Origin of the sequence: Marinobacter sp., assembly GCF_039977835.1 — a bacterium.
Lineage (GTDB): Bacteria > Pseudomonadota > Gammaproteobacteria > Pseudomonadales > Oleiphilaceae > Marinobacter.
Map to the genome: position 1 here is coordinate 17,444 of NZ_JBDWCL010000029.1, position 21,980 is coordinate 39,423.

Sequence of the window (21,980 nt, forward strand, 5' to 3'; positions counted from 1 at the left end):
GGACAACAAACCCGGCGCCGGGTCTGTCCTCCATCAGAACAACCAACGGGAGTTGCCATGAATTTTACCCTGAGCAGTAAGCCCATTTCCGAGACCAAAGCGGATTGCCTTGTTGTAGCCGTGCCGGAAAAAGGCGATTGGCCCGCCTCCACCACACAGGCAAACGAAGCCCTGGGCGGACTGATCAAGACCCTGCATAAAAGCGGGGATGCTACCGGTAAAAACGCAACCACCCTGCAAATTCCGCTGGACGGGTTGCCCTGGGCACGCCTGCTGGTGGTTGGCACGGGGGCGGACAAGGACCGCACACCCGCCAACTATCGCAAGGCGTTAATTGCCATGGCTGGCCAAATCAAGGATGGTCCGTCCAAACATGTACTGGTAGGCCTGGGAGACACCCTGGTAACCGGTGACGAAGCCGTCAGTTCGGAAGCGGCACGCCTGAACCTGATTGGCCGCACCCTGGAAGAGCAACTCTACCGTTTCAGCGAATTCAAGAGCGAAAAACCGTCCGATCGCAAACTGTCCAAGGTCACGGTTGCCGCCTCCAGCACCGGCAAGGCTCTGAAAGAAGCCTTCCACCTTGGCCTTGCCACCGGCCGCGGCATGAACTTTACCCGCGATCTGGGCAACACACCGCCGAATATCTGCCACCCTACCTGGCTGGCCGAACAGGCCGAGAAACTGGCGAAAGACAACGACGTCATCAAGACAGAAGTGCTGGACGAAAAGCAGATGAAAAAGCTGGGCATGCACAGCCTGCTGTCCGTGTCTGCCGGCAGCGCCCAGCCCGCCAAGCTGATTGTGATGGAATACCGTGGCGGCAAAGCCAAAGACAAGCCCTACGTTCTGGTGGGTAAAGGCATTACTTTTGACACCGGAGGCATCAGCCTCAAGCCCGGCGAAGGCATGGATGAAATGAAGTACGACATGGGTGGCGCCGCCGCTGTCTTCGGCGCCATGAAAACGATTGCCGAAACGAAGCCGAAGATCAACGTGGTCGCGGTCATTGCCGCCGCTGAGAACATGCCCAGCGGCACAGCAACACGCCCGGGCGACATCGTCACCTCCATGTCTGGCCAGACTATCGAAATCCTCAACACCGACGCTGAAGGCCGCCTGGTGTTGTGCGACGCCCTCACCTACGTCAAGAAGTTCGACCCGGAAGTGGTTGTCGACATGGCCACCCTCACCGGGGCCTGCATCATTGCACTGGGCAGCCATGCCACCGGTCTGTTGAGCAACAACGACGAGCTGGCCAACGAGCTGCTGGCTGCAGGTGAACGCGCGGGCGACCGCGCCTGGCGTCTGCCCCTGTGGGACGAATACCAGAGCCAGCTCGACAGCAATTTCGCCGACATGCAGAACATCGGCGGCCGCCCGGCTGGCACCATCACAGCGGCCTGCTTCCTGTCCCGATTCACCAAGGACTACCGCTGGGCCCATCTGGACATTGCCGGCACCGCCTGGAACTCCGGCAAGGCCAAAGGCTCCACCGGCCGGCCGGTACCCATGCTGGTCGACTACCTGATGTCCCATGCCGGTAAATAATCCCGGCTCACAGGATGAAAGGAACCAGTCCTACTGGTTCCACATCCTCGCCCAGAACACCCCCGCTGCCCGCAATCTCCACACTGCCAAACTGGTCGCCAAGGCCCGGCAGCAGGGCGACCGCGTGGGCATTGTCTGCGACACCATGCAGCACGCCCAGGAACTGGACGACCTGCTCTGGAATTTCAGCCCCGACGCATTCATACCCCATAGCATCGTCCCCGACTCCGCCACTACCTGCACCGATCCCGTCGGGATATTACTTTGCCCGCCGGTCGCCGAAGACTGGGATACGGTCATCATCCTCTCGGCCACGTTGCCGGCGGATGCGGACCGGTTCAAGCGGTTGGCGTTGGTGGCTCATAATGACGAGTCGGTTCTTGCGCAGGCGCGGTCGCATTTCAAGCAACTGAGGGCGTTGGGGATTGAGCCTCGGGTGCATGATCAGAGGAAGCGGTGAGATTTTTTGCCTGATTTTAAGCCTTTTGTAGGACTGTTCGTTTGGAGGAGGAGCGGGGTGGTGATATTTATTTCCCTTGGAAAAGAACTCGCTGCGCTCGGACACCTTTTCCTGGCGGGAAATAAATATCACCACCCCACTCTTATGGGCCTATCCGATATCTCCAGGGCTGTGCAGGGTCTGTCTGTATTTTATCTGAAAGTGGGATATGTAAAGCAGGCTCAAAATCAAACCCAGGCAAAACCATTGAATACCGTCGAGACAACTCGGACACCATGAGGGTATGGGGGTAGTTTGAATTTCAGGCGAGAAAAGGTGTCTGAGCGCAGCGAGTTCTTTTCCCGCCTGAAATTCAAACTACCCCCGTACCCCTCCCCCCAAGGTTCGCCGCAACCCAGGTGAGCATGTATAATCGTCCATCTTGAATTTCCCTTGTGAATCAACCAAACGGTCACCAGTAGAAACCCATGGAAAAAACCTACCAGCCAGAAAACATCGAGCGCCAGTGGTACGAAAACTGGGAATCCAAAGGGTACTTCCGTCCCTCCGGCGAAGGCGAGTCGTTCAGCATCGCCATCCCGCCACCCAACGTCACCGGTAGCCTGCACATGGGCCACGCGTTCCAGCACACCATCATGGACACGCTCACCCGCTTCAAACGCATGCAGGGCCGCAACACTCTCTGGCAGGTAGGCAGCGACCATGCCGGCATCGCCACCCAGATGGTGGTGGAGCGCAAACTGGCGGCTGAAGAAGACAAAACCCGCTACGACCTGGGCCGGGAGGAGTTCATCAAGCGTATCTGGGACTGGAAAGAACACTCCGGCGGCACCATCACCGGCCAGATGCGTCGGCTGGGTAACTCCGTCGACTGGGACCACGAACGCTTCACCATGGACGACGGTTTCTATAAGGCGGTACAGGAAGTGTTCATACGTCTGTACGACGAGGGCCTGGTCTACCGTGGCAAGCGCCTGGTTAACTGGGACCCGAAACTGCACACTGCTATCTCCGATCTGGAAGTTGAGAACAAGGAAGAAAAGGGCTTTTTCTGGCACCTGCGTTATCCGCTCGCCGACGGCGAGAAGACACACGACGGCAAAAACTATCTGGTGGTGGCCACCACCCGCCCTGAAACCATGCTGGGCGACACCGCAGTGGCGGTGCACCCGGACGACGAGCGTTATCAGCACCTGGTTGGCAAATTTGTGGACCTGCCCCTGGTCGGGCGCCGCATCCCCATTGTTGCCGATTCCCACGCCGATCCCGAGAAAGGCAGCGGCTGCGTAAAGATCACACCGGCCCATGACTTCAACGACTACGCCGTGGGTAAGCGCAACGACCTGGTGATGATCAACGTCATGACCCAGGATGCCTGCATCCGTGGTATGGCCGAGGTGGTCAATCCCGACGGCAGTGAGAACACAGAGGTGGATGGCAGCCTCCCCGCCGCCTATGCCGGGCTCACCCGTGAGGAGGCCCGCAAACGGATTGTGGCGGACATGGACGCCGAAGGCCTGGTTGAGGAAGTGGAAGACCATGTACTGAGCGTACCCCGTGGCGACCGGTCCGGCCTGATCATTGAGCCGATGCTGACGGACCAGTGGTTCGCAGACACCAAGACCCTGGCCAAGCCCGCCATTGAGGCCGTTGAAGACGGCCGCATCCAGTTTGTGCCCAAGCAGTACGAGAACATGTACTTTGCCTGGATGCGTGACATCCAGGACTGGTGCATTTCCCGTCAGCTCTGGTGGGGACACCGCATACCCGCCTGGTACGACGCCGAAGGCAATATCTACGTTGGCCGCAGCGAGGACGAAGTACGCCAGAAGCATAGCCTGGCTGCTGACCTGGAACTGAACCAGGATGACGACGTTCTGGACACCTGGTTCAGCTCTGCCCTGTGGACCTTTGGCACCCTGGGCTGGCCGGAAATCACCGAGCGCCTGAAAACCTTCCACCCTACCGATGTGCTGGTGACCGGTTTTGACATCATTTTCTTCTGGGTTGCCCGGATGATCATGATGACCATGCACTTCATCAAGAACGAGGACGGCACCGCACAGGTACCGTTCAAGACCGTCTACGTCACTGGCCTTATCCGCGACGAACACGGCGACAAGATGTCGAAGTCCAAGGGCAATGTCATCGACCCGCTGGACATGATTGACGGCATCGAACTGAATGACCTGCTGGAAAAGCGCACCGGCAACCTGATGCAGCCCAGGCTGGCCGAGAAAATCGCCAAGCGTACAAAGAAGGAATTCCCGGAAGGAATCACCGCCCACGGCACCGATGCCCTGCGCTTCACTCTGGCCGCCATGGCCACCACCGGCCGCGACATCAACTGGGACATGAAGCGCCTTGAGGGCTACCGCAACTTCTGCAACAAGTTGTGGAATGCCGCCCGTTACGTGTTGATGAACACCGAGGGCGAAGATTGCGGCGTTAACAACGAGCCGGTAGCACTCTCCCTGGCAGACCGCTGGATCATCAGCGAACTCCAGAGCTGCGAGCAGGACGTGATCCGACACCTGGACCAGTATCGTTTCGACCTGGCGGCCTACGCCCTGTACGAGTTTATCTGGAATGAATACTGCGACTGGTACCTGGAACTGTCCAAGCCGGCGCTGAATGACGACACTGCCAGTGCAGAAGCAAAACGGGGCACCCGTCGCACGCTGGTGCGTGTGCTTGAGGCGGTTCTGCGCCTGGCACACCCCATCATGCCGTTCATTACCGAGGAGATCTGGCAGCGCATTGCACCGCTGGCAGCGAAAACGGGTGACAGCATAATGTTGCAGCCCTTCCCCAAGCCAGACACGAGCAAGCAGGACACCACCGTTGCCGCCGATATCGAATGGCTGAAAGGCGTTATTGTTGCCGTACGGAATATTCGTGGTGAGATGAATATTTCCCCGGCAAAGGCCATCCCGGTTCTGCTGCGCGGGCAGGATCCGCAGGACAAACGCCGGCTGGACGAAAACCGCCAGTTCCTGGCATCGCTGGCGAAACTGGAAAGCGTGGAGTGGTTCACCGAGGGCGAAGCGCCCATGTCTGCCACCCAACTGGTGGGCGAGATGGAAGTGCTGGTTCCCATGGCCGGCCTGATTGACAAGGACGCTGAGCTCAAGCGCCTGGACAAGGAACTTGAACGTCTGCAGAAAGAAGTGGGTCGGCTCGAAGGCAAGCTCGGTAATGAAAAGTTCACCGCCAAGGCGCCGGCTGACGTGGTTGAAAAAGAGAAAGAGAAGCTCCGGGATGCCCAGGGCAGCATGAGCCGCCTGACCGGGCAGCGGGCTGCCATCGAGGCCATGTAAATCGATGAGCCGGCACGGGGCAAACCCTCTGCTCCCCGGGAGTGGCCTTATTGCCATTCTCGGCGCCGGTTCCCTCGGCCGGTTATGGGCGGGGTACCTGCCAGCCGGCAAGGTGGCTTTTATACCCCGCCACAACGCCACGGTTGATGCCGGTGTGGAGTCGCTCAGCTACAGACTGCAGCGGTTTGATGGCTCGGCCCTGTCTGTAACCGTTCCCTGGCTGGACAGCTCGGCAACCCCTCCCTCAGTGCTGTTGGTCACCACCAAAGCCGGTGACACTCTGGACGCCCTTCAGTCCACACTGCCTGACCTGCCACCGGCCATGCCCGTTGTGCTGTTTCAGAACGGCATGGGGAGCCAGCAGGCTGTCGCAGAACGGTGGCCACACCAACCCATCCTTGCCGCCAGCACCACCGAAGGCGCCAATCGACCGGAGCCAGGCCGGACGGTACACGCCGGCAAGGGAGAAACCTGGGTTGGTCCGCTTACCGACAATGCGACATCACTGTTATCGGCGGTTGTGCAAGCCCTCACTGCCAGCGGGCTCAGGGTCCACCCGGAAACCAATATCCAGCAGCGGCTATGGGACAAGCTGGTGATCAATGCCGGTATCAACGCCTTTACGGCACTGCTCAATTGCCGCAACGGTGACATACTGACACACCCCTTCTACCTGGAATACATCGGCACACTATGCACAGAGATCGCCGCTGTTCTCGCCGCGGAGGGCGGCCAGCCGTTGGCCCCCGAGGCCATTCGCAGGCGCATCGAGACAGTGGCGAGAAGCACCTCAGAAAACACCTCTTCCATGCTGAGTGACCGGCAACAGGGCCGAACCACCGAAATTGATTTCATCAACGGTTATGTTGCACGCCGGGGCCGGGTGCACGGAATAGACGTCTCGGTGAACCAGATGCTGACGCAACGGGTGCACCAGCTGCTGCCCCACTCCTGACTCAGACCTTGAATGCTTCCACAAGGCGTTGTAGCGAGGCTGTCAGCTGGGACATCTCGCGGGAGGAAGCCAGAGTCTCTTCGGCATTGTCGGCGGTCTTATGGCCCAGCACGCTGATTTGCTCCACGTTGGTATTCACGTTTTTCGCCACCGCGGACTGTTCTTCCGCAGCCTGTGCGATCTGGTGACTCATATCGACAATGGTCGAAATACCCTCGGCGATCCGGTCCAGGGCCTCGGTGACTTCTGAGGATTTCCTGACAGTGGTTTCAGTCACTTCGTGGCTGTTGGTCATGGCTGTGACCGCCTCCTTGACACCACTTTGCAGGCGCGAAATCATGCCTTCGATTTCTTCCGTGGACTTATGAGTGCGCTGGGACAGGGAACGCACCTCGTCCGCAACCACGGCAAACCCTCGGCCCTGCTCTCCGGCCCGGGCCGCTTCAATGGCAGCATTCAGGGCCAGCAGGTTGGTCTGCTCGGCAATGGCCTTGATTTCCACCAATACCTGGCTGATGTTGTCGCTATCGGCATTTACCCGGTTGATCACCTCGACCGCACCGGAAATTTCGGTGGCCAGGCGGTTGATGGTGGCAACAGTATCGGCCACTACTGCCCGTCCTTTTTCGGTGTCCTGCTCGGCCGTACCGGCGCTGTCGGAGACCCGGTGTGCACTCTCGGTTACTTCATTGACCGCTTCTACCATCTGGCTCATGGCTTCATTGATCTGCCCGGATTCCTCCATCTGACGGGCGACTGCCTCACTGTTTGCAGCGGCCGTGTCATTGACCCTGGTTGCCTGCTGGTCAACATCCGAAGTGGTACTGCTGACAGAGCGGATCAGCTCGGCAATTCGGTCCGTCATGCTGTTGAACTCTGTGGTCAGCTCCCCCAGCTCATCACGGTTATCCAGCTCGATATGAGCCGTCATATCGCCGGCCGCCACGTTACGGGCTGCCTGACTGAAGCGATTGATAGCCGTACGCACCGACATGAAAAAGCCGACGTAGAGATAGACCACCACCAGCAGCACGATCACAAGCGCCGCAATGATGAATTGCCTTTGCCGGATCTCGCCATCAAGGCGCGCGTTCAGGTTATCGCTGACCACGTCAAAAATACCAGCAGTGAAGGTCTCGTAGTGAGCGAGCTGGCTTTCGATCATGTTGTTGAAATCCTGCCATGGCAAATCCAGCCGCATCGGAGTAATCACGTTCGCATCAAGCTCATTGCGGATGTTGGTCAGGCTTCCCTCAATCCCCTGGACCGCATCACCGGTATTCTTTGCCAATGTGGGTGAGGCGTCGATTGCCACTGCGAGCGCGGGGCCAAGGAGCGATGAGCGATTGGTCAGTTGATCGTAGATTTCGTTCAGTACATCACTGAGACCGTAGCCTACCTGCCCTTCCAGCAGTGCAAACGTGCCAAAAGCGCGGGCCCGCCCAATAATGCTCTCAGCATCCGGCAGAGCTTCACGCACCAGCCCGAGCAACAGAAGGTTTTCCCGTGACGTATCTTGGCCCAGGCCGGAAATTTCGATGGTGGCAGAGAGCGTCGCACGGACTTTCTGTACGAACTCCTGATAGTATTTGAACTGGGGGTCGATATTGCCCTGATAGCTGTCGGTTGACTTAAGCGTCTGCCAGTCTTCCCGCAGCTGGGCGACCTGCTCGGCCCAGTTTCCAGAGGTGTCGAACTGAGCCTCAGCGCCGGCCAACTCTTCGAGAATGCCGTCAATCCTGCTGGCGGCTTCGTCTGACCTGGAAAGCAGTTCGCTTTGATCCTTGGTTTTTCCGGGCGCCCGGAAATCACGATATCCAAGCGACGCCTGGAGAAGTGCATCAACTTTCTCAAGCTGTTCGAGGCCCTCGACCCCCCTGGTCATGGTTTCCACAGACCGGTTCAATTCACTGATCACCAGCCAGGAAAGGGCAACGATCGGCAGCAGAAACAGCACACTGATCAGGCTGAACTTGTAAAACATCGGCAGCCGGTTCATCAACGACACTGCAGGCTTGATAAGCTGATTCACGTGTACCCCCACACAAGGCGCCGAAAAAAGAAGCTTTATTCTATTTGTTTATATTGTCGACTAAAGTACAGCAAACTTGAGTGTTTTTCGGAGTACAAATGTAATTTTTGTTAAAACATCAGCACTATAGAACCCCGGCAATCACCAACAGCGCCATGACACAGATCCAGACCAGCATGCTGCGGTTCAGCAGGTCCCGGATCGCGTCCAGACTGCGCCTGCCATAATCCGTCCATTCATCGGAGTGAATCTGCGCAAATCGTCCGGGGTCCAGCGCATAGCCCGTCAACGCACCATTCGCTGCTGCCATCAGGACCTGATCTGTTTTCAGCGTTATATCGATCAGAACACGCTTCCCCTCACTCACCCAGCCTGCCAGATCGCCGGCCACACCGAAGGTCATCGAAAGCAGACGCGCTGGCAACCAGCTCAGCACTTCGGCCAGCGCCGCAAAGCCAGGCCTTGCTGCCGCCTGCGGCCAATGGTCGCGCAACGCGATAACCCCGCGTGCGAAAAAAGCCGCCGCCGGGCCACCCGCCACATACCAGAAGGCAATCAGGAAAAACCGCTCGAAAATGCGAACCATCAAGGTTCGCGACAGTATCAGGTGCATCTCGTCTGGTGAGGCAGCCGCTCCCCGCTCACTGGCGGGGAGGCTGTCCTTGACGTGGTGCCAAGCCGCCTGCATGTCACCCCGGGCCCAGGAGGTACTATAGGCTTTCAGTGTGGAACGCCATCCAGGAGCCCCCATCAGCAAGACAAGCAGCACGAATTCCAGCGGGTAGGTCACCATTCTCCAGCCCAGTAGATGCAGATACCAGTCAGCCACTGCCAGCATTACGGCCGGCATACCAACAATCAGCAGTCCCTGCCATTTACCGGCATCGCTTCCGGGGGACGATTCACTACCAGCGTGAAAGGCCTTGCGCCAGAAAGCGTCCCCTGACCAGACATTTGCTGCATCCAGCTTTCGCCGGGTCAGGTACGCAAGCAGAAAGACCACCAGAGTCATCAGCTTGCTCCCTCTGCCCGCTGCCGGGCATCCAGCATCTGCTGGAAACGGCGCCAGTCAAACGCCGGACCGGGATCGGTTTTTCGCCCTGGTGCAATATCACTGTGACCGGCAATTCTCTCCATGGTGATTTCCGGCCAGGCGGTCATGATCAGTCGCGACAGGTTTGCCAGCGTCTGGTATTGGGCGTCGGTATAGGGGATGTCGTCCGCACCTTCCAGCTCAATACCTATCGAGAAGTCGTTACACTCATCCTCGCCACGAAAGCAGGAACGGCCAGCATGCCATGCCCGCTCCAGCAGGCTTACGAACTGCACTGGTGCCCCGTCACGGTGAATCAGCAGGTGCGACGACACCTTCATCCCGGCAATGGTTTCAAAATAGGGGTGCGCACAGGTATCAAGTTGATTGCAGAAAAACCGTTCGATGGCGTCACCACCAAACTGCCCCGGGGGCAGGCTGATGTTGTGAACCACCAACAGGGAAATGGAGGCACCTTCAGGCCGTGGCCCGAAATTGGGTGACGGGCACCATCGGGCCTGGCTTACACGCCCGGTACGGCGCAGCCGAGAGACCGGATTTTCTGAAGGATCGGAAGAATAGTGGGAAGCGTTTTGTTCAGACAATGTGTTTCCAGCAAGCTGACGACGGACATTTCAGGAACACCCGCCTATGTTACGTTTGTGCCTGTGATTGAAGCACAAAGCTGCCCGCCTTGCTATCCAGTCAGTCTTTGCGGCTGCTTCGCAGGTTGTCGATGATGGACTCCAGGGCACGGTCGAAGATCAGACCATCGTCGAGCATCGTAATTTCTTCCGCTGCCAGTGCTGCGGCCAGATCTTCTCGCCGGTACTCTGCCACTTTCGCCCCACTGCGATTGACAAAGATGTACTTGCCAGTCGCCTTGATAAATGCAGCGAGCTTGCAGCGAGTCTTGCCACCGTCACGGATCAGTTCAATCCAGGACCCAACACGAAGGCTGTCAGCACGGTCCAGCCATTGCGGGTCAAGGTTACTGTCCGCTACTGGGCCTTCAGCAGGCTTCGCGATCGCTGCCTCTTCAGGCGCCGCAACAGGCTCAACGGCCTGCAGGGGCTCCACATCTTCCCGCGGCTGGATCGCCGGCTCCGCTTGCTTCGCCTCCTCCGGTGCGATGGCAGGGGGCGCAACCTCCGGCGTGCTGGCCGGTACCGCCTCCTCTATCGGCGCCGGGTGCCGTGATGTCGTCACCAGGCGCTGGAACACATCCACATGGGCCAGTTCAAGATCGCGGATGGCCGCGTCGGTTGCGAATGGATCCCAGGCTATTTCCTGTAATGCCGATCTCAATCCGTCTACGATGCCGGGAATTGCCCTCAACAACTCACTGCGGGTACTGTCTTCGAGCGGTCTCGGATCGACACTCCAGACCAGCTGGCGAGTCAATGCAGCCGCCGCCTGCCAGCGCTCACTGTCTTCACCTTCGCGCAGTACAATCCACTGCAGGTACTTGGACCACGCCTCGTTCAGCAACGTTACCACCTGGGGCGGCATGTCCCGCCCGGTCATTTGCTCACTCAGTAGTGTTTCCGTGGCCTTTGAAGCCCGTTCTTGTTTGGCCCGGCCCTCTTCCGCGTCACGGAGGCGCTGTTCCACCAGTTCCCTGCGGCGGCGATCCAGGTCCATGAAATGACCAAAATCGCTGAGCAACTCGCTGAATATGTCCACGTTATCGGTGAATTCGTTCAAAACACGATCAACGACGGATTCAATTTTTTCCCGCAAGGGGTCGCGTTGTCCGGCTTTTTTCTCGGTCCAGCCGATGGCTGACATGGCAAGCTCGTTAAGCAGCTTTCTTACCGGGTGTCCGCCGCGGTTGAAGAAATTCTTGTCACTCAGGGCCACCTTCAGCACCGGAATCTGCAAACGCCCTATCACGGCTTTCATGACTGGGTGAAGCTGCCGGTCTTCAAGGATAAAGTCGAATAACATGGACACCAGGTTGATGACATCACTGTCCACCTGGTCAGCATCAAGCCTGCCACCGGTTTTCGCCCGAAAAACCGGCTGAAGCTGCTGGGACAAAGGTACCACTTCACCCTGTCCCCAATGCACGGATTGCGCCTGAATGTCGTTCAGCCGCAACATCAGAGTGCTGGTATCCAGTAACCCCGCCCCTCCGGACGGCATGCCGTCAGTCTCCCCCTGGCCCTGGTGCAAAAGCGCACTGAGTTCAGAGAAGGTGGCACGAACATCATCCGAGGGCGCCGTCAGAGGCCCCTTGTTTTCTTCTGACTGACGCGCCGACGAGAAACCACCGCCCTGGCCGGAATTGGGAGCGGATCTGCCCGACGACGATCGGCCGCCCACAGGCGCACGGCGCATGTCTGGTAAAACACCCTCAGCAATCAATGTCTTGTTGGCATCTCTGTAGACATCACCCAGAATACCGACAAGCAGACGATCAAACAGCTTCAGCACCACCAGTTTGGCCCGAATATCGATTTCCAGGTCTGTGCAGGCTTCTGCGACACCACCGCAGATGACTTCAGGGCTCAACGGCATCTGGCTGTCATCAAGCTTTGCTGACGGAACCAGATGGGCCACCCGGACATTCAGCAATTTGATGGCTTCAGCATGCTGGTTGCGCAGCTTGTTGATGAGGTTATCGATGGCTACCTGCTGCTCCAGATCGGAGTGGTCAACGAGAGCCAGTGAATCCTGGTCAACCTCATCCAGGCTGCCGCTGCTGCCACCCGGACGGAAGGAACCGATTTCATTAAAAGCGCGACTGACGTACTGCAGCATCGACACCGTCATGTTTTTGCGACGCAACCGGAGTTCCCGCATCGCGTCGAAATAGGCAGTCTGGTCCTGATTGGTAGCGGCCTTGTCCGCCAGTTCGAAAAGCGCGTCGTCAGCTTTGTCGAAAAAACCGGACATTACTGCTTTGAGTGACTGACCAGATACGTCACGCAGGCGCACCAGAGAACCCGGCAGCGAGAACCTGTCCGGCAGCTTCTGGGATTTAAGACTGACAACCTTGTTATCCTGCGCCATTCGGCTACTCCGGACGGTGACTGGAGAGGTGTGTTATTGCACATCTTAGGCCTTACCCGCGTCACCTTGTGTCAGAAATTGTCACCTTTTGTGTTTAAGTGATCGCCGTCACAGTTTAGCATTCTGGCACACTACTGTTTGGCGAATACCCGGCCGGGCTTTAGAATCATTGCCCCTGGCCAAAGGCATTTTACAGACCCGAAAGGAACCACCGGAAATCCGACCATGATCCCAACCGAACTGCTTCGCCAGTCGCGTATCGAAACCGTCGCCCAAAGCCTCCGGGAAGATATCGGAGATGGCGACATCACCGCCATGCTGATCCCGGACCATCGCATCAGTCGCGGGCAGGTTATCACCCGTGAAACAGCAATCATCGCAGGGCGAGCCTGGGTTGAAGAAGTATTCAGGCAGGTAGACCCGCAAGTCACCCTGACGTGGGCGGTCAGTGACGGAGACGAAGTGAGCCCCGATCAGTTGCTGTTTACCATGGAAGGCCCCGCCCGCAGCCTGCTGACAGCCGAGCGCGCCGGGCTCAACTGGCTCCAGATGATGTCCGGTGTTGCCACCGCCTGCTCCGGATATGCGCGGCGTGTTGCCCATACCGGGGTACAACTGCTCGATACCCGCAAAACCCTTCCTGGCCTGCGCCTGGCCCAGAAATACGCAGTAACCTGTGGTGGCTGCCATAACCACCGCATCGGCCTGTGGGACGCGTTCCTTATCAAAGAAAACCATATAGCGGCCTGTGGCTCAATTGCCAACGCGGTTACGGAAGCACGCCGCATTGCCCCGGGCCGGCCCGTGGAAGTAGAAACCGAAAACTCCGACGAACTGGAGCAGGCACTTGCGGCTGGCGCAGACATCATCATGCTGGACGAGTTTTCACTGGATGACATGCGCAAGGCGGTTGCCCGCACCGCCGGTACAGCGAAACTGGAAGCTTCAGGGGGTATCACCAATGACTCACTGGTGCCAGTGGCGGAAACCGGAGTGGACTACATTTCTATCGGGGCACTGACCAAGGATGTGCGGGCTGTCGACCTGTCCATGCGTCTGGACGCCGCCAGCTGAGTGCTCAGGACTGCCCGGAAAGCAGACGGTCCATCTCCGCGAGCTCACGGATCAGACGTTGACCGGGCTCGCTCCTGCTCCGGAAGTGCTCCTCGGCCATCGGAGCCATTCCCGACACATCCGGTAGTGCATGCCCGTTTTCAATCATTACCTTCATGCGGTAAATGAACACAAACTGAAGCCACTGGGTGAACTCCAGGGTGTCCACTGCAAATGGCTTCGTACTTTGCAATGCCTCTTCAGGCGGAGGGTCGGTTTCCCAGGCCCCGATTCGCCGTAACTCGATCTCTATCTGCAGCAGGCTGTCCGCCACTTGGGCGGTATGGTCAGACTGTCTTGCCATGCTTCACTCTCAGTCGGCCAGTGGTTCCAGTTCGACAGCTTCGCCATGAAGCACCCGGTACAGGTCTTCATACTGCCGTGTCAACGGATGTTTCGGTGCCATGTGGATCAATGGCTGGCGACACTGATGGGATTCTTTCATCTTCACCGAGCTGGACAGCCTCACAGGTAGCACCGGAAGCCCTTCGTCCATCAGTTCACGAACCAGCTTCTTGGGCAGGCTGGCGCGGGGCTGAAACTGATTGGCAACAATGCCCTCCACCACCAGATTGTCATTATGGTCTTCCTGCAATTCCTGAATTTCGTGTAGAATACTGTACAGAGCCTGGCGTGAGAAATCGTCACAATCGAACGGAATCAGGCAGCGTTCGGCAGCGATCAATGCCGAACGCGTGTAAAAGTTCAGCGCCGGCGCCGTATCGATGTAGATCTCATCGAAGGACTCCCCCAGCTTCTTGAGCGCTTCCCTCAATTTGTAGATCTTGTGCTTGGCCTCGAGCTTGCGCTCCAGGAAATCCAGTTCCGGACTGGAGGGCATCACAAAGAGGTTGTCAAAAGGTGAGGCGTGGACAAACTCGTCGGCGCGGCGGTTAAATACGGTGAAGGCCACCGTCTGCTCCAGGTAGTCCGCGACCGTGTCCCTGATCTCTCCTGCCGGTTTGCCAAGCAGATAATGGGTTGAGTTTCCCTGGGGGTCGAGATCGACGACCAGCGTGCGCTTCCCCCTGGCGGCACTGATAGCGGCCAGGTTGCAGGTGATACTTGATTTGCCCACACCACCTTTCTGATTGAACACTACTCGTCTCATGTTATTCCTCTGACCTTTTCCCTGTAATTGTTCGTTCTACCACCCCATCACCGACTTCACGAACGGTATCGTCAACCGCCGCTGGGCCCGCAATGAGTTTTCATCCAGTCGATCCAGCATCGCCAGCAGGTCGGCAAGCTTACGCGGCGCACGCCTGAGAATGAATGCTGCCACATCATCGCCAAGAACCAGCCCTCGTTGCTCGGCCCTGGCCATAAGGATCCGCAGGCGGTCATCGTCACGGTTTATGCCCAGCTGAATCGTCAATCCGTGGCGCAATCGCGATAGAAGGTCGGGCAACAGGAACGGGAGCTCTCCCGGCACTTCAGAAAGACTGACAACCAACAGGCCGCCCCGATCATTGACACGATTGTACAGATGAAAGACCGCCTCTTCCCAGCTTTCCAGGCCGGCAATGAGGTCCAGGTCATCCAGGCAGATAACCGACTGGTTCTCCAGCCCTGCCAAAGCCTCGGGTCCGAACGGCAACAACTCCTCAACGCTGACACACACGGCCCCCTGCTCCCGCTGTTCAGCCAGGTGACACACAGCCTGAAGCAGGTGGCTCTTGCCGGTGTCGGCATCGCCACAGACCGCAATGACCGGCACCGGAACGGGCTGCTCGCAGGCCTTTCTAAGGCGTGTCGCGGCGGCGGCATTCCTGTCGCCGTGAAAGTTGTCGAACCGGGCGTCATCACGCAGCTTGACGCCCAGCACCAGTTGCGAAGCACTCACTGTCTCTTGACCCTCCAGGCCTTCAGACTCCAGACGGCGACATAATGGGCCCCACTGAACAGCGCCGATACCGCAACCAGCAGGATACCAGCATCAGTTACCCAGGGCTGCATGGGGAAGTCCGCCAGCAGAATAATAATCGCGAGGGCAACCAGAATCTGGACCAGGGTATTGATTTTACCGGGAATGCTGGGCTGGAGATCAAACCTGCCAATGCAGTAATGGAAAGCCAGCCCACCGCAGACGATCAGAATGTCTCTGCCTACTACCAGCCACAGCAGCCAGTATGGCAAGACACCCGTCAGGGTAAGCATAAGGTAAGCAGAGATCAGTAATGCCTTGTCGGCCAGAGGGTCGGCAATGGCACCCAGACGGGTCCTCCAGTCGAAATGGCGGGCGAGAAAACCGTCGACGGCATCGGTGGCAGCCGCCACAAAGAAGATTAACAGCGCAAACCGGTATTCCTTCGCCAGAAGAGCCGCGGCAAAAGGGACGATCATTAATATCCGCAAAAACGTCAGGGCGTTGGGAATCCAGCTCCACCGATGCGTCATCATGACACGCCTCCCTCTCCTTGCAGCACCCGGTGATTACCCTCCGTTTTCCGGATCAATGATCGAGGCGGGCTGCCAGCGATAGTGCAGTACCTGGTAAAGCGACTCGAAAGCCTGCTCTGACTCCTCTTTGTCAACCAGTAACGGTTGATAGACAAATAAAGGGTTGGCAGACGTACTGGCTGTTTCTGCGTTATCTTCTGCCAGGGCAATACCGCCGTCCGGTGCCGGCAGGACAGGCTGTTCGGCACTCCGTTCACTGCCATCATTGTCGTCACCAGCAGGCATCCGCGACACTTCCGCATCTGACAGGGGCACCAGGCGAGCATCGAGGGCAATGTACTGTTTCAGTTGTTCCATTTCCCCGGAAAATACAACCCGTAGCTTCAACTGGTCCTGCCGGGCCTGGGTAGCACCCGCTTCCGTTACCGGAGACAGACTCTCGAGTGCATCGCTCACACGGGCATAGTCCGTCAGGCTGGTAACACCATGTACAACAATGTCCACCCGAGGTGCTTCGTCCAGATCGCTGCCGGCAACGGCATATCGGTCCGCAAACATTTCGGCCCAGCGCCCGATAAGCCTGGACGCCAGCTCTTCTCTGGTATCAGCTGTCACTGACTGTTCAGCGCTGTCGAGCCCCATGCCATCAAAAACCCATCCGGCACGCCACTGGGAACCAGAGCGGCGGACACGTACAAGAGACACAAGATCGTGCTCAAGCTCCGCCGAAGCGCGCCTGACACTGGAGGTAAACTGTCCCCATATATCGGACAACAGCTCACGGTCCTGGCTGTAGTCAGCCGGAGGCAGGCTCACAGGCAGCCCCCGATCGACCGCCGCGTCCTGGATTATCCGCCGCCATTCATCATTTCCGCTGCTGTCCTGCCCATCCGCATGGACAAGGGCGCGACGGCCACCGTCTTCCACGGCAATCCACGCCAGAGTAAGGGGCCGGTTTGCGCCCCAGACCGGTGCATCGACGGAAGCGAGGGCACGGTTGACGCCGACAGCACCAAAGGACATTCGCAGGCGGTGCTGATTCCTGTCAGAACGCAGAAACTGATAGGACTGCAGCAGGGACTCGGCGTCGTCCAGCAACGCCCTGACACCTTCATTGTCAAGCACCTCGCGGCTGCCGGACACCCGCACGAAAACCCGGCTTAGTCCATCTGCATATCCCTGTGCCAGGTCTGCCGGTTGCGAGCCCGCCACCGGCACTTCAACAGAGTAGAGCCCGGTGACCGTCACGGCCGCCGCCGGTGCCGCCAAAAGCGCCAGAAGACCGAATAACCCTACTGACCAACGGATTATCTGCGCTGCCTGCATCGAGATTTTTCCTGAGTCTGGCATGAAACACCCTGCAATTCGTACGAATGGCGCATAGGATACACCAAGCCCCGGGGTGTGAGTAGCTAAGGGGGATTGCAGAAAGTCAATCCAGCCTGTTAAAGCAGACACCACGGCAAACTTGGCAATTGCATTTGGAGCGCCACTCCGCACCTGTTAAAATCCGCCGCCTGACCCACTGTCCAAACGGTTAATCACACCATGAGCGAACAGAAGCCCTCCCTCACCTATCGTGACGCTGGCGTTGATATTGACGCAGGAAACGAACTCGTCAACCGCATCAAGAACACGGCAGCGCGCACACGCCGCCCGGAAGTTCTCGGTGGCCTCGGTGGCTTTGGCGCCATGGTGGCCATTCCCCAGGGTTACAATGAACCGGTTCTGGTGTCCGGCACTGACGGAGTAGGCACCAAGCTCAGGCTCGCCATGCAACTGCAGAAACACGACACCATCGGTATCGACCTGGTCGCCATGTGCGTCAACGATCTGGTTGTAGGTGGCGCGGAACCCCTGTTCTTCCTTGACTACTATGCGACCGGCAAACTGAATGTGGACGTGGCAGCTCAGGTAGTTGAAGGCATCGGCACAGGGTGCGAACAGGCAGGCTGCTCCCTGGTGGGTGGAGAGACTGCAGAAATGCCGGGAATGTATGAAGGTGACGACTACGATCTGGCCGGTTTCTGCGTGGGTGTGGCTGAACGCAGTGAGATCATCGACGGTAGCCGAGTGCAGGCCGGCGACTCGTTGCTGGCTCTGGGCTCGTCAGGCCCCCACTCCAATGGTTATTCGCTGATCCGCAAGATTCTGGACATCAGCAACGCCAACCTGGACCAGACCGTGGGGGACATCCCCCTCGCAGATGCCCTGATGGCACCGACCCGCATTTATGTCAAGAACCTGCTGCAATTGGCCCGCGAGGTGGATGTTCGTGCACTCTCTCACATCACCGGCGGCGGCCTGCCAGAAAACATTCCCCGGGTTCTCCCTGATGGAATGATTGCCGCAATCGACACTGACAGCTGGAAGCTGCCCCCCGTTTTCCAATGGCTGAAAGACGCCGGTGGCGTCGCCACGGAAGAAATGTACCGCACCTTCAATTGTGGCGTGGGGATGGTGGTCTGCGTTCCCGCCAATCAGCGTGAACTGGCGCTGGATACCCTCAACGCACTTGGGGAAAAAGTCTGGCAGATTGGTGTTATTGAGGCGGCAGACGACACCGCTTCCTCTGCTTCTGTTCGCTATGCCCCGGGGCTCCTGTCGGTATGAAGGCAGACTCCGTAACCGCACCTCGTATTCTGGTTCTGGCCTCAGGCAGCGGAACCAATCTCCAGGCGCTCATTGACGCCAGCCGCGACCGTGATTTTCCGGGCCGGATAGTCGCCGTCGGCTGCAACCGGCCCCAGGCTTTCGCCCTTGAACGTGCAGCACAGGCAAACATCAATACGTTCACCGTGGACCACACCCGCTACGGATCCCGTGAGGAGTTCGACGGGGCTTTAATGGCAGAGATTCGCCGCCATAATCCGGATCTGATCGTACTGGCAGGCTTCATGCGCATTCTCACCACGGATTTCGTACAGGCTCTGCGCGGCACCCTGCTGAACGTTCATCCGTCGCTGTTGCCAAAGTATACCGGACTGAATACGCATCAGCGTGCGCTGGATGCGGGAGAGAAAAGTCATGGGGTGTCCATTCACTTTGTCACCGAAGAACTGGATGGCGGCCCCATAATCGCCCAGGCCGAAGTCAGCGTCTCGCCCGACGATACGCCGGAGACCCTTGCCGAGAAGGTTCAGCAGAAGGAGCACGTGCTGTATCCCATCGTTGTCCGCTGGTTCTGCGAAGGACGTATCCAGCTTGGCTCCGACTACGTGATATTCGACGGACAGCCCCTGAACACCCCACTGGTGCTTCCGGACGACAGCCCAACAGAGACAGCTGAGTGACTTTATCGTCATCTCCGGGAGCAATCAGTCACGTTAGACTGTCCAGAGGCAGGTACCCTTGCCATTGCGCAACCGGAGACGTCCTATGCCCCTGAAACACAGCTTTGCACTCCTGACCTCGCTACTGGCCTGGTTGCTGCTTTCCGGCGCCGCCGGCGCACAGCCTTCACAGGAAGGCCCGGACCAGGCGCCCCTCCATCCCATGGAACTCAGCTACAACGCCTCCATGGACAAGGGCGTTGCCCTCAGCGGCAGTGCCCGTCGCATTCTGGAACAACGGGAGGACGGCACCTGGCGATTCCGCACGGATGTGGACTCTTTTATTGCCGATATCGACGAAACCCTGATTTTCCGGTGGGAAAACAATCAGGTGGTCCCCCTGCGTTACCGTTACAAACTTTCAGGCTTCCTGATCAGGGACAGGAAGGAAGCGATTGACTTTGACTGGAACAACATGGTTGTTAGCGGTCACCATGAAGGCGACCGGTTTTCGCTTGAGCTGGAGGAAGGCACTCTCGACCCCATGGGCTATCAGCTGCAACTGAGCCAGGACATCAAGGCCGGCAAACGTGAGATGGAATACCGGGTGGTCGACAAGGGCGACTACGACACAGACCGATTCGCGGTCGTTGACGAAGAAGTCCTGAGAGCCAATGGCGAGGAAATCCGAACCCTCAAGGCCGAGAAAGTCCGCGACAGCGACAGCAAGCGGCAGTCATTGATGTGGTTCGCTCCGGAGCGTGACCATTTGCTGATCCGGTTCCTGCAGGTGGAGCCGGACGGCAGTGAGTATGAGCTCGTTCTCAACGAGGCTACGGTCAATCACTAAGCCGTTCAGCGCCGGGCACTGACGGCGGCCCAGACCGCTTTCACCTCGTCGGCAATAATGCGCAACCCTTCTGCGACTCGCTCATCCTCCTGTGAGTAGGTAACCCGCAGGCACTCATGGCGATGCCGCCAGTCGTCCTCCGGTAGCCCCGGGAAGAAGTAATGCCCGGAGACCACCAGCACACCCCGCTCCTTCAACCGCTGGTAAAGCTCAAGACTGGTAATCGGCAAATCCGGGAACCATAGCCACAGGAACATGGCCCCCTCGGGCTTGTGCACATACCAGCGGCAACTGTCTTCACCCATGGCGTCACGGAACACGGCAACTGCCCTCTCCATCTTCGCCTTGTAGAAGGGACAGACCACGTCGCGACTGAGTGTCAGGATCTCCCCTGAGTGCACCAGAGGCTCCGCAAGCATGGCACCGAAGCTGCCCGTGGCCAGGTTCATGATAGCGTTAATGCTGGACAATGCCTTGATCACCGGTTCCGCCGCGATAACGATGCCGGTCCGTACCGCAGGCAGGCCGAACTTCGACAGGCTGAGGCATAGAATAACCTGGTCGTTCCAGTGCGGCGTGGCATCGACGAACAGCAGGTTCGGGAAGGGTGTGCCATAGGCTCCATCCACAATCAGCGGTATGTTGTGCTGGCGTGCCATGGCTTCAAGCCGGGCCAGTTCGTCGTCGGTGACCACGTTACCGGTGGGGTTGGTGGGACGGGAGACGCAGATGGCGCCGGTTTCCCCGGTGACTTCAACCGCGTCGAAATCCACCCGATATTTGAACTCGTGGGCATCGGTAAAGGAGATATCCGGTTGCACAGCGTGAAACAGCCCCGGCTCGATGCCCGCGTCGGCGTAACCGATGTACTCCGGTGCCAGGGGCAGCAGGATGTGTTTGCGCACACCCTCGCCATAGTCACCGCCGAACATATTGAACAACATGAAGAACGCAGCCTGACTGCCGTTGGTCAGGGCGACATTTTCCGGCTTCAGGCCCCAGCCATACTCCCGGTTCAGCAATTCTGCCAACGACGCGATAAACTGCTTCTCGCCCTGGGGCGGATCGTAGATCCCCACCAACCGCCGTGTTTCACTCTCGCTGCGGGCCATGTCTGCCAGGACCTGCTGAACCCGCTCCTGGATCTCCGGAATATGGCCGGGATTACCTCCGCCCATCATGATCATGTCATCGCCGGATGCCAATGCATTGCCCAGGTCATCCATCAGCGAGGTGATGCCTGCATCCGCGGTAAATTTTCGACCGAACGAAGAGAGTTTCATGATGTTTGTCTGTACCGATTCAAAGCGGGTTGTAATCCCAGTGTAGGACAGAGCCGGCGCCACCGCCGGTCAGTCGTTAAGGGATATGCCGAGGTTGCTCACGCCCTCGTTGGCGGCATCCTCGCGGATGCGCTCCACAAACTGGCTGGTGGGGGTGCGCTGGCGCTTCAGAGCAAGAATCAGCTCACGCTGGAAGACTTTGTCTTCTTTCATCAGCGGGTGCTGCTCCAGTAGCCGGACCAGTTCGTCTTCGTCCAGATCCTCCCCTTCCGACAGCTCGATAAAGTTCATTACCGTGGCCGTGGCCATCTGGGAGGCGTCCGTTGCCCGATGCTTGCCGGGGTTCAACCGGTTCAGCAGCGCTTGCTCGAGCAGCTGGCAGAAATCAAACGCCGGATAGACACCATAGGCGTCGTAGGCGTCCACATCCGGTGACAGGGCTTCCAGTTTGGCCAACAGCTGGGGAATGGCCGCTTCGGACGCGTCCTTTTGCAGCATTTCCCAGCCCAGATCGAGCAACTGCCGCATTTTTGCACCGGTTTTCAGCTCAACCGCATCCGCAAACAGGGCGTAATTGGGAAAGGAGCGCTCCGCGAGGGCCATCAGGAAGGTGAATTCCCGCCAGCCCTGCAGTTGTGATACCGCTTTCAGAAACTGATTGGCATTCACTGTGGATGTCTCCTGGGGCTA

At 58.3% G+C, this 21,980-nt stretch carries 20 protein-coding genes; 9 read left to right on the forward strand and 11 right to left on the reverse strand.

Annotation, left to right across the window (positions count from 1 at the left end; translation table 11 throughout):
• Nucleotides 1–57: 57 nt before the first annotated feature.
• The 5 genes from ABJM11_RS08680 to ABJM11_RS08700 all read left to right on the forward strand — a co-directional run bounded on the left by ABJM11_RS08680 (nt 58) and on the right by ABJM11_RS08700 (nt 6,286).
• A complete protein-coding gene (locus tag ABJM11_RS08680; RefSeq protein ID WP_348297102.1) occupies nt 58–1,551 on the forward strand; it encodes a leucyl aminopeptidase in 1,494 nt (497 codons plus the stop codon).
• Nucleotides 1,538–2,011, forward strand: a complete 474-nt coding sequence (locus ABJM11_RS08685) for a DNA polymerase III subunit chi (protein WP_348297103.1) — start codon at nt 1,538–1,540, stop codon at nt 2,009–2,011. Before ABJM11_RS08680 ends, ABJM11_RS08685 begins: the two co-directional genes overlap by 14 nt.
• Before the next feature lie 6 nt (nt 2,012–2,017).
• Nucleotides 2,018–2,290 carry a hypothetical protein gene (locus tag ABJM11_RS08690; protein ID WP_348297104.1) on the forward strand — a complete coding sequence of 91 codons (273 nt, stop codon included), beginning with the start codon at nt 2,018–2,020 and terminating at the stop codon, nt 2,288–2,290.
• 188 nt (nt 2,291–2,478) lie between these two features.
• Nucleotides 2,479–5,331 (forward strand): valine--tRNA ligase, encoded by a 2,853-nt coding sequence (locus tag ABJM11_RS08695; RefSeq protein ID WP_348297105.1) that lies wholly within the window; start codon nt 2,479–2,481, stop codon nt 5,329–5,331.
• A gap of 4 nt (nt 5,332–5,335) precedes the next feature.
• Nucleotides 5,336–6,286 (forward strand): 2-dehydropantoate 2-reductase, encoded by a 951-nt coding sequence (locus ABJM11_RS08700; protein WP_348297106.1) that lies wholly within the window; start codon nt 5,336–5,338, stop codon nt 6,284–6,286.
• Between the two features lies 1 nt (nt 6,287).
• Here the strand turns inward: ABJM11_RS08700 and ABJM11_RS08705 are convergent, their stop codons facing one another.
• The 4 genes from ABJM11_RS08705 to ABJM11_RS08720 all read right to left on the reverse strand — a co-directional run bounded on the left by ABJM11_RS08705 (nt 6,288) and on the right by ABJM11_RS08720 (nt 12,369).
• A complete protein-coding gene (locus tag ABJM11_RS08705) occupies nt 6,288–8,318 on the reverse strand; it encodes a methyl-accepting chemotaxis protein (protein ID WP_348297107.1) in 2,031 nt (676 codons plus the stop codon).
• Between the two features lie 124 nt (nt 8,319–8,442).
• Entirely contained in the window at nt 8,443–9,330 is an 888-nt protein-coding gene (ampE, locus tag ABJM11_RS08710) for a regulatory signaling modulator protein AmpE (protein WP_348297108.1), read from the reverse strand.
• Complete coding sequence (gene ampD, locus ABJM11_RS08715) at nt 9,330–9,896, reverse strand: 1,6-anhydro-N-acetylmuramyl-L-alanine amidase AmpD (protein ID WP_348297164.1); 567 nt, start codon at nt 9,894–9,896, stop codon at nt 9,330–9,332. Before ampD ends, ampE begins: the two co-directional genes overlap by 1 nt.
• A 160-nt stretch (nt 9,897–10,056) precedes the next feature.
• Nucleotides 10,057–12,369 carry a DUF1631 domain-containing protein gene (locus ABJM11_RS08720; RefSeq protein ID WP_348297109.1) on the reverse strand — a complete coding sequence of 771 codons (2,313 nt, stop codon included), beginning with the start codon at nt 12,367–12,369 and terminating at the stop codon, nt 10,057–10,059.
• A 225-nt stretch (nt 12,370–12,594) separates the two neighbouring features.
• Here ABJM11_RS08720 and nadC point away from each other — a divergent pair, with 225 nt between their 5' ends.
• Nucleotides 12,595–13,443, forward strand: a complete 849-nt coding sequence (nadC, locus tag ABJM11_RS08725; protein ID WP_348297110.1) for a carboxylating nicotinate-nucleotide diphosphorylase — start codon at nt 12,595–12,597, stop codon at nt 13,441–13,443.
• A 4-nt stretch (nt 13,444–13,447) separates the two neighbouring features.
• On the opposite strand, the gene ABJM11_RS08730 is transcribed toward nadC, so the two are convergent.
• Genes ABJM11_RS08730 through ABJM11_RS08750 form a run of 5 tightly spaced genes read right to left on the reverse strand, consistent with a single transcriptional unit; the run spans nt 13,448 to nt 17,211 of the window.
• Nucleotides 13,448–13,786, reverse strand: a complete 339-nt coding sequence (locus ABJM11_RS08730) for a YqcC family protein (protein WP_348297111.1) — start codon at nt 13,784–13,786, stop codon at nt 13,448–13,450.
• Nucleotides 13,787–13,795: 9 nt separating this feature from the next.
• Nucleotides 13,796–14,593 (reverse strand): ParA family protein, encoded by a 798-nt coding sequence (locus ABJM11_RS08735; protein WP_348297112.1) that lies wholly within the window; start codon nt 14,591–14,593, stop codon nt 13,796–13,798.
• Between the two features lie 36 nt (nt 14,594–14,629).
• Nucleotides 14,630–15,328, reverse strand: coding sequence for a DnaA regulatory inactivator Hda (hda, locus tag ABJM11_RS08740; RefSeq protein WP_348297113.1), 699 nt, complete (start codon nt 15,326–15,328; stop codon nt 14,630–14,632).
• A complete protein-coding gene (locus ABJM11_RS08745) occupies nt 15,325–15,885 on the reverse strand; it encodes a CDP-alcohol phosphatidyltransferase family protein (RefSeq protein WP_348297114.1) in 561 nt (186 codons plus the stop codon). Before ABJM11_RS08745 ends, hda begins: the two co-directional genes overlap by 4 nt.
• Nucleotides 15,886–15,918: 33 nt before the next feature.
• Nucleotides 15,919–17,211 carry a DUF2066 domain-containing protein gene (locus tag ABJM11_RS08750; RefSeq protein WP_348297115.1) on the reverse strand — a complete coding sequence of 431 codons (1,293 nt, stop codon included), beginning with the start codon at nt 17,209–17,211 and terminating at the stop codon, nt 15,919–15,921.
• A 222-nt stretch (nt 17,212–17,433) separates the two neighbouring features.
• Here ABJM11_RS08750 and purM point away from each other — a divergent pair, with 222 nt between their 5' ends.
• From purM to ABJM11_RS08765, 3 genes are all read left to right on the forward strand, one after another.
• Nucleotides 17,434–18,498, forward strand: a complete 1,065-nt coding sequence (gene purM, locus ABJM11_RS08755; RefSeq protein ID WP_348297116.1) for a phosphoribosylformylglycinamidine cyclo-ligase — start codon at nt 17,434–17,436, stop codon at nt 18,496–18,498.
• Nucleotides 18,495–19,178 carry a phosphoribosylglycinamide formyltransferase gene (purN, locus tag ABJM11_RS08760; RefSeq protein ID WP_348297117.1) on the forward strand — a complete coding sequence of 228 codons (684 nt, stop codon included), beginning with the start codon at nt 18,495–18,497 and terminating at the stop codon, nt 19,176–19,178. Before purM ends, purN begins: the two co-directional genes overlap by 4 nt.
• Before the next feature lie 85 nt (nt 19,179–19,263).
• Nucleotides 19,264–20,007, forward strand: a complete 744-nt coding sequence (locus ABJM11_RS08765; protein ID WP_348297118.1) for a DUF3108 domain-containing protein — start codon at nt 19,264–19,266, stop codon at nt 20,005–20,007.
• A gap of 5 nt (nt 20,008–20,012) precedes the next feature.
• Here ABJM11_RS08765 and ABJM11_RS08770 read toward each other — a convergent pair whose 3' ends face one another.
• Together ABJM11_RS08770 and ABJM11_RS08775 are read right to left on the reverse strand one after the other, a co-directional pair.
• Complete coding sequence (locus ABJM11_RS08770) at nt 20,013–21,290, reverse strand: valine--pyruvate transaminase (RefSeq protein ID WP_348297119.1); 1,278 nt, start codon at nt 21,288–21,290, stop codon at nt 20,013–20,015.
• 69 nt (nt 21,291–21,359) lie between these two features.
• Nucleotides 21,360–21,959 carry a YjaG family protein gene (locus tag ABJM11_RS08775; protein WP_150994452.1) on the reverse strand — a complete coding sequence of 200 codons (600 nt, stop codon included), beginning with the start codon at nt 21,957–21,959 and terminating at the stop codon, nt 21,360–21,362.
• Nucleotides 21,960–21,980 lie beyond the last annotated feature (21 nt).

Bases quoted from the DNA above. Each gene is read 5' to 3' on its own strand.
- ABJM11_RS08730 (WP_348297111.1), bottom strand. From the start codon at position 13,786: ATGGCAAGACAGTCTGACCATACCGCCCAAGTGGCGGACAGCCTGCTG.
- ABJM11_RS08680 (WP_348297102.1), top strand. From the start codon at position 58: ATGAATTTTACCCTGAGCAGTAAGCCCATTTCCGAGACCAAAGCGGAT.
- ABJM11_RS08685 (WP_348297103.1), top strand. From the start codon at position 1,538: ATGCCGGTAAATAATCCCGGCTCACAGGATGAAAGGAACCAGTCCTAC.
- nadC (WP_348297110.1), top strand. From the start codon at position 12,595: ATGATCCCAACCGAACTGCTTCGCCAGTCGCGTATCGAAACCGTCGCC.
- ABJM11_RS08750 (WP_348297115.1), bottom strand. From the start codon at position 17,211: ATGCAGGCAGCGCAGATAATCCGTTGGTCAGTAGGGTTATTCGGTCTT.
- ABJM11_RS08700 (WP_348297106.1), top strand. From the start codon at position 5,336: ATGAGCCGGCACGGGGCAAACCCTCTGCTCCCCGGGAGTGGCCTTATT.
- ABJM11_RS08770 (WP_348297119.1), bottom strand. From the start codon at position 21,290: ATGAAACTCTCTTCGTTCGGTCGAAAATTTACCGCGGATGCAGGCATC.
- ABJM11_RS08735 (WP_348297112.1), bottom strand. From the start codon at position 14,593: ATGAGACGAGTAGTGTTCAATCAGAAAGGTGGTGTGGGCAAATCAAGT.
- purN (WP_348297117.1), top strand. From the start codon at position 18,495: ATGAAGGCAGACTCCGTAACCGCACCTCGTATTCTGGTTCTGGCCTCA.
- ABJM11_RS08720 (WP_348297109.1), bottom strand. From the start codon at position 12,369: ATGGCGCAGGATAACAAGGTTGTCAGTCTTAAATCCCAGAAGCTGCCG.
- ABJM11_RS08745 (WP_348297114.1), bottom strand. From the start codon at position 15,885: ATGATGACGCATCGGTGGAGCTGGATTCCCAACGCCCTGACGTTTTTG.
- ABJM11_RS08765 (WP_348297118.1), top strand. From the start codon at position 19,264: ATGCCCCTGAAACACAGCTTTGCACTCCTGACCTCGCTACTGGCCTGG.
- ABJM11_RS08695 (WP_348297105.1), top strand. From the start codon at position 2,479: ATGGAAAAAACCTACCAGCCAGAAAACATCGAGCGCCAGTGGTACGAA.
- ampE (WP_348297108.1), bottom strand. From the start codon at position 9,330: ATGACTCTGGTGGTCTTTCTGCTTGCGTACCTGACCCGGCGAAAGCTG.
- purM (WP_348297116.1), top strand. From the start codon at position 17,434: ATGAGCGAACAGAAGCCCTCCCTCACCTATCGTGACGCTGGCGTTGAT.